The sequence below is a fragment of the Leptotrichia sp. HMT-225 genome (assembly GCF_030644325.1).
In the GTDB taxonomy this organism is placed as follows: Bacteria; Fusobacteriota; Fusobacteriia; order Fusobacteriales; family Leptotrichiaceae; genus Leptotrichia; species Leptotrichia massiliensis.
The window spans coordinates 643,727-656,833 of sequence record NZ_CP130323.1 but is presented as its reverse complement, the minus strand read 5'-3'; the positions used below and the strand labels follow the sequence as shown (position 1 = coordinate 656,833).

14 protein-coding genes and 3 tRNA genes are annotated in these 13,107 nt (G+C 29.5%); 11 read left to right on the top strand and 6 right to left on the bottom strand.

Annotation, left to right across the window (positions count from 1 at the left end; all coding sequences use genetic code 11):
- Positions 1–118: 118 nt before the first annotated feature.
- The 7 genes from QU666_RS03190 (at position 119) to fucO (ending at position 7,533) form a co-directional block, all read left to right on the top strand.
- On the top strand, positions 119–961 hold the full coding sequence (locus QU666_RS03190) for an NAD(+)/NADH kinase (protein WP_021768342.1): 843 nt from the start codon (positions 119–121) through the stop codon (positions 959–961).
- Positions 962–1,022: 61 nt separating this feature from the next.
- Positions 1,023–2,702, top strand: a complete 1,680-nt coding sequence (gene recN / locus QU666_RS03185) for a DNA repair protein RecN (protein ID WP_021768343.1) — start codon at positions 1,023–1,025, stop codon at positions 2,700–2,702.
- Positions 2,678–3,682 (top strand): tyrosine-type recombinase/integrase, encoded by a 1,005-nt coding sequence (locus QU666_RS03180; RefSeq protein WP_021768344.1) that lies wholly within the window; start codon positions 2,678–2,680, stop codon positions 3,680–3,682. The genes recN and QU666_RS03180 overlap by 25 nt, the downstream gene beginning before the upstream one ends.
- A gap of 5 nt (positions 3,683–3,687) precedes the next feature.
- Entirely contained in the window at positions 3,688–4,107 is a 420-nt protein-coding gene (locus tag QU666_RS03175; protein WP_021768345.1) for a hypothetical protein, read from the top strand.
- A 185-nt stretch (positions 4,108–4,292) separates the two neighbouring features.
- Positions 4,293–4,889 (top strand): DUF1694 domain-containing protein, encoded by a 597-nt coding sequence (locus tag QU666_RS03170; RefSeq protein WP_036069925.1) that lies wholly within the window; start codon positions 4,293–4,295, stop codon positions 4,887–4,889.
- On the top strand, positions 4,882–6,150 hold the full coding sequence (murA, locus tag QU666_RS03165) for a UDP-N-acetylglucosamine 1-carboxyvinyltransferase (protein WP_021768347.1): 1,269 nt from the start codon (positions 4,882–4,884) through the stop codon (positions 6,148–6,150). The genes QU666_RS03170 and murA overlap by 8 nt, the downstream gene beginning before the upstream one ends.
- A 234-nt stretch (positions 6,151–6,384) precedes the next feature.
- On the top strand, positions 6,385–7,533 hold the full coding sequence (gene fucO / locus QU666_RS03160) for a lactaldehyde reductase (protein ID WP_006804852.1): 1,149 nt from the start codon (positions 6,385–6,387) through the stop codon (positions 7,531–7,533).
- 428 nt (positions 7,534–7,961) lie between these two features.
- On the opposite strand, the gene QU666_RS03155 is transcribed toward fucO, so the two are convergent.
- The 6 genes from QU666_RS03155 to QU666_RS03130 form a co-directional block, all read right to left on the bottom strand.
- Positions 7,962–8,690: a tRNA1(Val) (adenine(37)-N6)-methyltransferase gene (locus QU666_RS03155; protein WP_021768349.1), complete on the bottom strand. Its 729-nt coding sequence runs from the start codon at positions 8,688–8,690 to the stop codon at positions 7,962–7,964.
- Between the two features lie 191 nt (positions 8,691–8,881).
- Positions 8,882–9,601, bottom strand: a complete 720-nt coding sequence (locus QU666_RS03150; protein WP_021768350.1) for a YebC/PmpR family DNA-binding transcriptional regulator — start codon at positions 9,599–9,601, stop codon at positions 8,882–8,884.
- A 198-nt stretch (positions 9,602–9,799) separates the two neighbouring features.
- A tRNA-Arg gene (locus QU666_RS03145) sits at positions 9,800–9,876 on the bottom strand.
- Between the two features lie 39 nt (positions 9,877–9,915).
- Positions 9,916–10,009 (bottom strand) — tRNA-Ser (locus QU666_RS03140).
- An 18-nt stretch (positions 10,010–10,027) separates the two neighbouring features.
- Positions 10,028–10,114, bottom strand: a tRNA-Ser gene (locus QU666_RS03135).
- 114 nt (positions 10,115–10,228) lie between these two features.
- Positions 10,229–10,639: a DUF4870 domain-containing protein gene (locus QU666_RS03130; protein WP_021768351.1), complete on the bottom strand. Its 411-nt coding sequence runs from the start codon at positions 10,637–10,639 to the stop codon at positions 10,229–10,231.
- A gap of 182 nt (positions 10,640–10,821) precedes the next feature.
- Between QU666_RS03130 and tpiA the strand changes: the two genes are divergently transcribed.
- The 4 genes from tpiA to QU666_RS03110 all read left to right on the top strand — a co-directional run bounded on the left by tpiA (position 10,822) and on the right by QU666_RS03110 (position 13,103).
- On the top strand, positions 10,822–11,589 hold the full coding sequence (tpiA, locus tag QU666_RS03125) for a triose-phosphate isomerase (protein WP_021768352.1): 768 nt from the start codon (positions 10,822–10,824) through the stop codon (positions 11,587–11,589).
- A 111-nt stretch (positions 11,590–11,700) separates the two neighbouring features.
- The gene (locus tag QU666_RS03120) at positions 11,701–11,859 is read left to right on the top strand and encodes a hypothetical protein (protein ID WP_021768353.1); all 159 of its coding nucleotides are present in this window, start codon (positions 11,701–11,703) and stop codon (positions 11,857–11,859) included.
- A 230-nt stretch (positions 11,860–12,089) separates the two neighbouring features.
- Positions 12,090–12,272 (top strand): type II toxin-antitoxin system HicA family toxin, encoded by a 183-nt coding sequence (locus QU666_RS03115; RefSeq protein ID WP_021768354.1) that lies wholly within the window; start codon positions 12,090–12,092, stop codon positions 12,270–12,272.
- 414 nt (positions 12,273–12,686) lie between these two features.
- Positions 12,687–13,103 (top strand): type II toxin-antitoxin system HicB family antitoxin, encoded by a 417-nt coding sequence (locus QU666_RS03110; protein ID WP_021768355.1) that lies wholly within the window; start codon positions 12,687–12,689, stop codon positions 13,101–13,103.
- Positions 13,104–13,107: the final 4 nt, after the last annotated feature.

The following is a 13,107-nucleotide window of genomic DNA, read 5'->3' as shown; positions in this document are numbered from 1 at the left end:
GAATTAATGGAAAAAAATCTTTAAAAATGTTACAATAATTCACAAAGATAAAAATTTGAAATGTTGATTTTTGATATTTAATTTTAAATATTTTAATCATAGAAAAAGAGGTTTTATTATGGAAAATTTGGAAAAAAAAGGAAATAATGATAATCTAAATAAAAAAAATAAAGTAAAAAAAGTACGAATTATAAAAAATGGATACGGTAATGAAAAACTGTTAAAAGATTTTTATGATTATTTGGAAAAAAATGATATTCAAGAAGTTTTTGGTGTGGAGAAAGCTGACTTAATAATTTCGCTTGGCGGAGATGGAACAATGCTAATTTCTGCAAAAGAGGCAATTACAAGTGATATTCCAGTTCTTGCAATAAATATGGGATCTCTTGGCTATCTTGCGGAAGTTAATCCAAAAGATGCAGTTAAAATGTTACAAGACTATGAAAACGGTAATTATAAAGTAGAAGAAAGAACTTTTCTTGAAGTAAAGTATCAAGACAATATATTTTATGCTTTAAATGAACTTGTAATAACTAAAGGTGGACACGAAGCACATTTAATACAGGTTGAAGTTTACTCAAATGATATTTTTGTAAACAAGTACAGAGCTGATGGCGTAATAGTAGCAACTCCTACAGGCTCAACAGCCTATTCACTTTCAGCAGGTGGTTCGATCGTTCATCCTGGTTTAAATGCTCTTTCAATAACGCCACTAGCTCCACAAAGCCTAACAGCTCGTCCAATTATTGTAAATGGTTGTGAAGTACTTAGTTTTAAAGCAACTTCAAGAGATGATGCCGTTCATCTAAATATTGATGGAAATCAATGGCTTCAAATACAGCCAAATGATCTAGTATCTGCAAGATTATCAAAGAAAAAAATTCGAATAATAAAACCTACAAATAGTGATTATTACAGTATCTTAAGACAAAAACTAAAATGGGGAGATTCTGTATTATAATTAGTAATCTGAATAATTCAAAAAATAAAGTTATAAAAAATAAAATAGTGAAAGGAAAAAAATGCTAAGGGAATTAAGATTAAATAATCTAGCAATAATAAAAAATTTGGATTTGGAATTTAACGAAAAATTTATTGCATTAACTGGAGAAACAGGAGCTGGGAAATCAATTATTTTGGATGGAATTTCACTATTAATTGGTGAAAGAAGTCACACTGATATGATTAGAAATGGTCAAGAAAGCCTTTTTGCAGAAGGTATTTTTGAATTAAATGAAAACCAAAAGAAAAGGTTGAATGAACTTGGGTTTGAGATTGATGATGATGAACTTATTATAACTAGACATTTTGATAGAAATGCAAAATCAAAAATAACAGTAAATGGAGCAAGACTGACTTTATCTCGACTAAAGGAACTTATGGTAAATATTATTGATTTAGTCGGACAGCATGAGCATCAGTTTTTGCTAAATAATGAGTATCATTTACATCTTTTGGACAGATTTTTAGATGATGAAGGAAGGGCACTTTCTAGAAAAATACGAGAAAATGTAAATAAAATAAAAGCATTAAATGCAAAAATAAAAAATATTGAAGATGAAAAAGCCAAAATTGATGAAAAAAAAGATATTTTAGAATTTCAATTTAATGAAATCGAAAGTTTGGAACTAGAAGAAAATGAGGATGAAGAACTGGAAGAAGAGTACAAAATACTTTTTAATGCTGGAAAAATTAGTGAAAAGTTAGATGAAACATCACAGTTACTAAAAGAAGGTGAATTTTCAATTTTAACAGCACTTGGCAGAGCCAGAAGAAATCTAGAACAGCTTTCAGACTTGTCTGAATCCTATAGTGAACTGTATGATAAAATTGAGTCAGTTTTGTATGAAGTTGAGGATATTTCGTATTCTGTAGACAATCTAGCTGGAGATGTTGAAATAGATGATGACAGGCTGGAAAAAGTTGTGGAAAGAATTAATGCAATTAATAAGCTAAAATTAAAATATGGCTCTACAATTAAAGAAATTTTGGAACATCGGGACAAAATCGAAAAAGATTTATCACTTGTTGAATTTGAAAATGAGGAGCTTGGAAATTTAAAACTTCTAAAAAAAGAACTAGTGAATCAATATTTTATTGATAGTGAAAAACTTAGTGAAATCCGTATGGAAATTTCAGAAAGCCTTCAAAATACGATTGATATTCAGTTGAGCGACTTAAATATGGAAAATGCAAAATTTAAAGTGGAAATTACAAAGACAGAAGAAATTACATCTCATGGAATAAATAATGCAGAATTTATGATTACAACAAATGTTGGAGAAACATTTAAGCCACTTGCCAAAATAGCATCTGGCGGAGAAATTTCACGTATAATGCTAGCTCTTAAAACGGTATTTTCTACAGTTGATAATATTTCTGTACTGATTTTTGATGAAATTGATACTGGAATTTCTGGAGAAACTGTCAGAAGAGTTGCTGAAAAATTACGGGAACTTTCGAGAAATACGCAAATTATCTGTGTAACACATTCTCCACAAATTGCTGGAAAAGCACAGCAGCAGTTTTTCATCAAAAAGGAAATTGAAAATAACTTTACAGAAACAAAAGTACGGGAATTAAATACAGAAGAAAGAATAAGGGAAATTGCAAGAATTATTTCAGGAGACAACATTACAGAAGCGTCTGTTAATCATGCTAAGGAGATAATGGGGCTATGGGACAAAAAAGTATTAATTTAAAAAATCTAGCAAAAGAAAATTCAAATTTAACCGAACATATTTCCAAGACAGAAAAAAAAAATAATGAAAATAATTCAAAAAGCAAAAGAAAAGTTCAAAAGAAAAAAATATCACGTGAAAATAAAACGCAAATTAGAGAATTTCTTGATTTTCTTGAATTTGAAAAAGGAAGTTCCAAAAATACTATTACTGGATACAATCGTGATTTGCTACAATTTTTTCAGTTTGCTCAAAAAAATTTTTCTGAAATTGAAGAAAAGGATATTTTTGAATATATAGAAAATTTGAATGAAAAATTGAGAAGAAATTCGGTATTGAGAAAAGTTTCAGCTTTAAAGACATTTTATAAATTTTGTTATTTAAATAAAGATGTGGAAAAGGATCCGACAGGAATGATAAAAACTTTGAAACGTGAACAAAGGCTTCCTGAAATTTTAACACTAAAGGAAATGAAACAAATTGTCGATAATTGTCCTCACACGGCTGAAGGAATGCAAAACAAGCTCATTATCAAAATTCTTATTGCAACTGGAGCAAGAATTTCAGAAACCTTAAATCTGGAAATAAAAGATGTAGAAAATCAGGACTATGAATTTATAAAAGTACTTGGAAAAGGTTCAAAATACCGTATAATACCAATTTATGACAGTCTTGAAAATGAAATAAAAAACTATTTGGCTACTTACAGACCAAAATTAAAAAATTCGAGCGAAAGTTTTAAGATTTTTCCAAATACTCGACGGGAAAAGTTTTGGAAAGATTTAAAAACCATTGCAAAAAATGCAAAAATTGAAAAAAATGTTTATCCTCATATTTTTAGACATTCACTTGCGACAATTTTACTTGGAAATGGTGCAGATGTGCGTATTGTCCAAGAAATATTAGGACACGCCAACATTACAACAACTGAAATTTACACACATGTGGAAAAGTCCAAACTAAAAATGATTTATGATAACATAAAGTTAGGAGATGATTAGACAAAATGAGAGACAATCGTGAATTAAAAAGACATAAAGATGAAAAATTGCGAGTATTATTAATTACAATCGTTACATATTTTGTATTTTTAGTAATAAAAAAAATGGATATAGTAACTCCATATTTGGGAATTACCATGCTAATACTGCTTTATCTATACGCAAACTATAATTTAATAAATATGTTCTTTACAAGCAAAAGAACAACTTTCAAAATTTATGCCTTTCTTTTACTGGAAGTAATTTATTTGTATACATTTAATATTTCTATTGCTGGTGCTATTTTATATGTTATTTTCTTTTCACTTTTATTTTTTTCCATAAGAAAGGATGAAGGAAGAGAAGAAATACCAAAAATAACTAAATTTGTTCAAATATTTCTTATATTTAAAATCGTTTTTGTATTAACTATGTTAATTTTTTAATTTTTTTATACAAAAAATTTTTGAAAATATGCTTATAAGTCCAATGAAAATAGCATTTATAGACTATTTTATTAAAAATATATAAAAGTTAGAAAAAATGGTTGAGAAATGTAAAAAAAAGTAGTATAATGACAAAATGTAATAAATTTTTAAAAATTGAATATTAAATGAATTGGAGAAATAAAATGGCTATTAGCGTTAATAGAAATAATACAGATGACGTTATGAAAAGTATGGAAGAATCAACAGATAGGGCTGTAAATGCACAGGCTGAAAAAAATTTATTTCTTGGAGAATACAAAGAACGAATTATAAAAGCTCTTACTTTTGATGAAATAAAGGAAAAAGGAATTTATTATGAAATAGAAAAAGCTTTGGATAATAAATATGCGGCTAAAATGGTTATTTCACGTCATGTAAACTTTAATGATATAAAAAAATATATTGAAATAGCTAAAAAGAAAAAAATATCGTATAAAATGATAGACAATCTAGCCTGCTCAGGACAAATCGCACTTGTAGTAGTAGCAAAAGATGCAATTATACATGAAGCTGGTGATGAAATTGTGGTAACATCAAAATTAGAAAAGTGTCATCTAAAACACTTGTCAGACGCATATTATGAGGCAATGGAAAATTCCATTTGCAATTTTCATATGGATATTATAAAAAAAGAAATGCCAGAATATGCTCAAAATTATAAGGAATTAACTTTTATGGATAAACTATTTGGATCAAGATGTCCAATATGTCAAAAATTAGGAGGAAAAAAACGTGGTTGATGGATTTAGAATAAAAGGAAAAACACCTTTAAATGGTATAATTAAAGTAAGTGGAGCAAAAAATGCAGCACTACCAATAATTATTGCAACACTTGTTGCCAAGGGAGAATATATTTTAAAAAATGTACCAAATTTACGTGATATTAGAGTTACAATGAGATTACTTGAAGATTTGGGAATGCAGACTGAAAAACTAGACGATAACTCTTATAAAATAATAAACAATGGTTTTAAAAGAAATGAAGCAAGCTATGAAATTGTAAAACAAATGAGAGCATCATTTTTAGTAATGGGACCTATGATTGCCAACTTGGATGAAGCTGTAGTTTCATTACCTGGAGGATGTGCAATTGGTTCACGTCCAGTTGATTTACATTTAAAAGGTTTTGAAATGTTAGGTGCAGAAATTACAAGAGTTCACGGATATATTCATGCAAAATCAGATAATTTAAAAGGTGCAGAAATACCTTTAGGATTCCCGAGTGTTGGAGCTACACAGAATATTATGATGGCAGCAGTAAAAACACCTGGAAAAACTATTATTTCAAATGCAGCAAGAGAGCCTGAGATTGTTGATTTAGGAAACTTCCTAAACAAAATGGGAGCTAAAATTACAGGACTTGGTACACCTAATATCGAAATTGAAGGTGTTGAAGAACTTCACGCTGTGGAATATTCAATCATGCCAGATAGAATCGAGGCTGGAACTTATGTAATAGCTTCATTAGTTACAGAAGGAGATTTGAAAATACAAGATGCAAGACTTGAAGATTTGGGAGTATTTAAATCTGAATTGGAAACTATGGGAGTAAAATTTGAACAAAACGGAGATATCTTGACTGTAATAGGAAAAGCAAAAGACTTGAAACCATCAAAAGTAAAAACATTGCCACATCCTGGATTTCCAACAGATATGCAACCTCAAATGATGTTGCTGCAAACTCTTGTAAATGGCGGAAGTTCAATGGAAGAAACAGTGTTTGAAAACAGATTTATGCATGTGCCTGAATTTAATCGGATGGGAGCAGATATTACTATAAAACATGGTATAGCCTTTATAAATGGAGGACTTCCATTAACAGGCGCAGAAGTAATGTCTTCAGACTTGAGAGCGGGAGCGGCACTGGTTTTAGCAGCACTTGCAGCAGATGGTGAAACTATTGTAAATAGAGTTTACCATATTGACAGAGGATACGACAAACTAGAATTAAAATTAAATACAGTTGGTGCTCAAATTGAAAGAATCAAACTAGATGTTTAACAGAATATAATATTTTAAATTATTAAAAGTCCTTAAAGTTAGAGGACTTTTTTTGTTGCTTTGTTACATATTTTTGAAAAAATTTTATAAAAATCAAATTTAAAAATTATGGTTATTTTAGTAAAATTTTACTTCAATTTAAAATAAATATAATATTGGACTTGAAAAATGAAAAAAGTGTAGTATAATTAGAATGAAAATATTTACTAAAAAAAATTGAAAAGAGGTAAAAAAATGGCACAAAGAATTATTTTGAACGAAATTTCGTATCATGGTTTTGGAGCAATAAACCATATCCCAGAGGAAGTTAAGAAAAATAAATTTAAAAAAGCGCTTATATGTACAGATAAAGGGCTTTTAGAATTTGGTGGAGTATCAAAAATTACAGATTTGCTGGATAAGGAAAATTTAGCTTATGAAGTTTTTTCTGATATTCAGCCAAATCCAACTATTGAAAATGTAAAAGATGGTGTTGAAAAGTACAAATCTGCAGGTGCTGACTACATTATCGCAATTGGTGGAGGTTCACCAATGGATACTGCAAAAGCAGTTGCCATTATTATCAACAATCCAGAATTTTCTGATGTAAGAAGTCTTGAAGGTGTTGCAGACACTAAAAATAAATGTGTACCAATTATCGCTGTTGCGACAACTGCTGGAACTGCTGCAGAAGTTACAATTAACTATGTAATCACAGATGTTGAAAAAGACAGAAAATTTGTATGCGTTGATCCACATGATTTACCAATTGTAGCAATTGTTGACCCTGGAATGATGACAAGTATGCCAAAAGAACTTACTGCTGCAACTGGACTAGATGCTTTAACTCATGCAATTGAAGGATTTACAACAAAAGCTGCTTGGGAAATGACTGATATGTTTCATTTAAAAGCCATTGAATTAATTGCCAAATATTTGAGAAGTGCTGTAAATAATGAACCTGAAGGACGTGAAAAAATGGCACTTGCTTCATATTTGGCTGGAATGGGATTCTCAAATGTAGGACTTGGAATTGTACACTCAATGGCACATCCGCTAGGAGCATTTTATGGTACTCCACATGGAATTGCAAACGCAATAATTCTTCCGACTGTAATGGAATACAATGCTGAATTTACTGGAGAAAAATTTAAAGCTATCGCAAAAGCATTCGGTGTAAAACATACAAGAACAATGTCACCAGAAGAATATAGAAAAGCTGCAGTTGATAAAGTAAGAGAATTAGCAAGCGATGTTGGAATTCCAAACAATCTAAAAGGAATTATGGATATAAAAGATTTGGACTTTATTGCTGAATCTGCATTAAATGACGTTTGTACAGGTGGAAATCCAAGAGATACAAATTTAGAAGACATAAAAGAATTATATAAGAAATTATTATAATTTTTGAATTATACTAAATTCCATTTAAAATAGTGATAAAATTTTATAATAAATGTATTTGATAATTTCAAAAAATTAAATCTACTCCTTAGTATCCATCTAAATAATTTTTATTTAGATTTTGAAAAAGTGTTTATTATTAATAAATATTTTTTCTATAACTTTTATGTTTTTTCTTTTTATAAAGCAAGGGAAATCAGTCGCCATTTCCCTTGCATCCCTGGCTTGTCTAAGCATTTTTTTGAAATAAAAATGAAACTCGCTAACGCTCAAACAATCATTTTCATTCCAAAAAAATCACGACATTTTTACATTAAATATAAAGATTGTTATGTTTAAATTTCAATTTTTTAATCTGTTAAAAATATAAATAGGAAAATATTTAAATTTAATTTTTTAAATACTAAAAGATGTATTCTAAAATTTTTTTATTTATACAAATTCTCAACATATTCACTTCTTCTTCCATTTTCATCATAAACAAAAATTGGCATTTCAATAGAAAATCCTTTCTTTGCATCTTTTATTGCTTCTAAAAGGCAAATTTTTGAGTTTTCATTCCATTTTGTATAGCAGTTTTTCATTCGTTTTGGCTCTAAATTATATTTTTGTAAAAGTGATAGAACTTCTACTAGACGTTCGCTTCGGAATACAATTGAGAAACTTCCCATATTTTTTAATAAGTAAGAAGAAATTTTTATTATTTCTTCAAGTGTTAAATTAATATTATGTCTTGCGTTTGCCAGTTGTTCCAAATTGTTTGTTTGGGAAATATCGCCAGTAAATTCAAAATATGGGGGATTTGTAACGATAGTGTCAAATTCGTCACGGTTAAAAATATCTTTATAATTTTTTATATCTTCGTTTATTATTTTAACCTGATTTTCAAATTTATTGCCATTAATATTTCTTATGGCAATTTCTACCATTGTTTCTTGTAATTCTATGCCTGTAATTCGAGCTTTTGACCGCTGTGCCAGAAGTAAAGCGATAATTCCACAGCCAGTCCCAATATCAAGGATTTTTTTAGTTTTTCGATTAATTTTTACAAAGTCTGCAAGCAAGACAGAATCAAGTGTAAAATTTTGAAAGTCATTTCGTTGAATAACTTTCATATTTTTTATTGGGGTAACTGTTTCTTCTCCGTTTTTTTTCATAAAATGTAACTCCTTTTTCTTTTTATACTAATACTATTCCCCATTTAAATAGGGAATATTTAATAAATTTTGTAAAATCTTAATATTGTAATTTATTATAATAAAAAATATGAATTTAGTTTCCTTATAAATAAAAAATAAATGCGGAAAATAATTCCCGCAATTAAAATTTGTAAATTCATAAATATTTATTATAATTCTCCAGCATAGTTATGATGAACTTTTTGAACATCATCGTCATTTTCCAGAGTGTCAATTAATTTTTTAAGTTTTTGCAAATCCTCTTCACCAAGAGTATCAACTTCGATAGAAGGCAAATATTGAATATCTGCTTCCAGCAATGTGTATCCTGCATTTCTTAAAGCATCTGCTACTGCATCAAAGTTAGATGGTTCAGTTGTGATGTAAAAACTGTCTTCCAGAGTTTCCATATCTTCCATTCCAGATTCAAGTGCTACTTCCATTAATGCTTCCTCATCAACATCATCAGTTTTTTCAATAATAATCTCACCTTTTCTTCCAAACATATACGAAACTGATCCAGAAACACCAAGATTTCCGCCATTTCTATCAAAAGCTACTTTTACAGATGAAGCAGTTCTATTTTTATTATCAGTAAGAGCTTCTACAATAATAGCAACTCCTGCTGGTCCGTATCCTTCGTAATTTAATGTTTCAAAGGCTGTCGAACCGTCAGTTCCTGCTCCTTTCTTGATTGCCCTGTTAATATTGTCGTTAGGCATATTAATCGCTTTTGCTTTTTCGATTGCGTGTTTTAGGGCTACGTTGAATTCAGGATTTTCTCCGCCTCTTGCTGCCACTGTTATAAGTCTAACAAGTTTTGTGAATGATGCAGCTCTTTTTTTATCCTGTGCTTCCTTACGCCCTGCTATTGTACCATGTCTTCCCATTTTTTCCTCCTAAATTAATTATATCAAAATTATATCATAAAAAAAAAGTCTAATCAATGGGGAAATTAAAGGAATTTTTTATAATGAATTATTCTAAAGTTTGAATAGTGCAATTATTCATTTTAAATTTGTAAAAAAAAACTCAAAACTTTAATTTTGAGAGTGATTATCGTTATTATTTTTAGTTAATTTATTTAGTGGCGCACCTGACAGGAGTTGAACCCATAACCTTCTGATCCGTAGTCAGACGCTCTATCCAATTGAGCTACAGATGCATTTGTTTGTATCAAATTAATTCGTCTATTAAAAAAAAATGGCGGAGAAGGAGGGATTTGAACCCTCGATCCAAGTTTTAGCCCGGATACTCCCTTAGCAGGGGAGCGCATTCGGCCTCTCTGCCACTTCTCCAAAAATATAAATTTTAAATGGCGGGTGAACTGGGATTCGAACCCAGACATCTTGCGATTTCGCCGGTTTTCAAGACCGGTCCCTTAGCCGTTCGGACATCCACCCATACGTTACTCAGTTAGTATATCATATATTTTTATAATTTGTCAATAACTTTTTCATAAATTTTATTAAAATTTGTGTACAGGGGTATAAAATAACCTACACCCCTTATTTCTATTAGTCTACAAATAGTAAATCCGTAATTTTTTCTATAAAAGGAATTTTAAATTCTTTTTTCAAAACTGATGATACTGTTGCGATAATTTGGAAAACAGATAATATTACAAAAATTACGAAAAATAAGATATTTCCCACTACTATAATAATATTTAAAAATGTCGAAATTAACAATAGCACTGTTACTGCCAATGTCTGTTTTGCATAGGCTCTTACAAATCCATTCTCCTGCTCCAGAATTAATGCAATTATTGGTATTAATAGGCTAAATCCCATTGAAAAACTTAATTTTATTGGAAATGAAGCGGCTTCGATTCTAAATCCTGCAAAAAAGCTTAGATTTATAAGAAAAGCTGCAGCATAAGCTCTTAATCCTGCAATTGATTTTTTTTCACCAATATTATTGTCCATATACTCCTCCTAATCTTAATATATTTTTAGATTTTATTTACTTTAATTACTTAAAAGAATTTTAACATAAAAGATATAAAAAATCAAATTGAAAAATTCGTGTATTAGCATTGATAAAAAAAGCAATATGTGATAAAATAAAAGAAAATGTAAAATATTAAATAAATAATGGAGGAGAAACTATGAGAAAAGTAATAGTAGCTGGAAACTGGAAAATGAACAAAACTGCAAAAGAGGCTGCACAATTCTTCAATGAATTAAAACCTTTAGTAGCAGATGTGAAAAATGCAGGAATCGTAATTGGCGCACCTTTCACTGCACTAGAAACAGCAACTAGAGAAACTGCAGGAAGCAACATTAAAATTGCTGCTGAAAATATGAACGCTAAAGAAAGCGGAGCATATACTGGAGAAGTTTCACCATTGATGTTAAAAGATTTAGGTGTAGAATATGTAATTTTAGGACATTCTGAAAGAAGAGAATATTATCACGAAACTGATGAAATCATCAATGAAAAAGTAAAATCAGCATTGGCTCACGATTTAAAACCAATCTTATGTTTCGGAGAAACTTTGGAAGAAAGAGAAGCTGGAACTACTAATAATGTTGTTAAAACTCAAATTACTGGTGGATTAAAAGACGTAACAGCCGCTGAAATGGCAAACGTTGTACTTGCTTACGAACCAGTATGGGCAATTGGAACAGGTAAAACTGCCACTCCAGAACAAGCTCAAGAAGTTCATGCGTTCATCAGAGGATTATTGACTGATTTATATGGAAAAGAAGTTGCAGAAAACGTAACAGTTCAATATGGTGGATCAATGAACGATGCAAATGCAGCTGACTTAATCGCTCAAACAGATATTGACGGTGGATTAGTAGGAGGAGCAAGTTTAATTCCTGAAAAATTCGCTGTAATAATAAAAGCCGGAGATGCAGCAGCTAAATAATTATTTTGAAAAAAATTAATTGCTTATTCTCTTGTTTTGTAAATTATAGGAGGAACTAATAACGTGTTAGAAAATTTATTAATTATAGCTCTAGTAATTTTATCAATCATCATGATAAGCGTAATTTTACTACAGCCAGATAGAAGCCAAGGTTTAGCAAAAAGTTCTGCTAACATCTTGGATGAAGAAAAAGAAGGAATTGAAAAATTTACTGAAATAGTCGCAACATTATTTCTAGTTGTTGCAATCTTATTCCAAATTGTGAGATAATTTTTAAAAAGTAAATTTTTTATAAAAACATTAAAATCACAGTTGAAAATATTGGCTGTGATTTTTTTCTAAAAAAATTTTTTAAAGTTATTGATAATGTGTTGAATACGTGTTATAATGAATTTATAAGTTGAAAATGATTTTTTGTAAAACTTTTCGACTCTCCCTAATTTTCAAATACTTTCTATTAGAAGTTATTATTAACGTTATTTTAGAAGGGAATGATATTTATGTCATATAGAAAAATCGAAAAAAGATTTAGAAAATTAGGTGGAAAAGTTGTACGTATAAACGGAAGTCATTATCAATGGATGATCCCAGGTGTAAAAGGTGTGGTCACAGTACCATATTCAAAAGATATACCTGTAGGAACATTAAGAAGTATTGAAAAACAAGTCGGGATTAAACTCTAGTCCCTTCTTGCTTTCACTAAAAATTATTATCCCATAATTTGGATGGGATTTAGAGCACCCCAAAAATGAAGGGGACTAAAAATTGTTGTATTGTACCATCTTGTAGATTTAGAGCATCCCAAAAATGAAGGGGACTAAAACTTGTATTTTAGATCTTTCATCGTAATGTGATTTAGAGCACCCAAAAAGTAAGGAAAATTTGTAATTAGGTAAGGAGTATTAAAAAAATGTAATTTTAAAAAAATGAAAAAATTAAATGAAAAATTGTACAAGTAAAAAAGAATCACTAACAATGAGTGATTAAGGAATAGAAAAATTTGAAATAATTGTTTTGTTTTAGCAGAGATGCTAAAAAATTTTATAAATATTTTTAAATACGTGTTTAACACGTAATATAGATTGGAGATAATTAAAATGGATGTATTTTATCCAGCAGTGATAACTAAGGAAGATGGAATTTATTATAGTTGTCTTGTTGATTTTGACAAGTTTGAAGATGGAAGTATAAATTATTATGCTACATTTGGAGATAATATGGAGAAAGCTGTTTCTAATTTAAGGGAAACATTGGGATTGCATTTGGCTGATTTGCTGGATGTAAGAAAAAATTTTCCTGAACCTTCAAGAGTAGAAGATATAAAATTGAAAGAAAATCAGTATTTGTATGTTATTTCTGTTGATCCAGTGTATGAAGTGGCAAAAGTTACAAATGCACTTAAAAAGAAAACTTTAACAATTCCTGTTTGGTTAGATATATTGGCACAGGAAAAAAATCTGAATTTTTCACAAATTTTACAAAAAGCATTGAAAAAAGAATTAGGTATTGAGTAGTAAA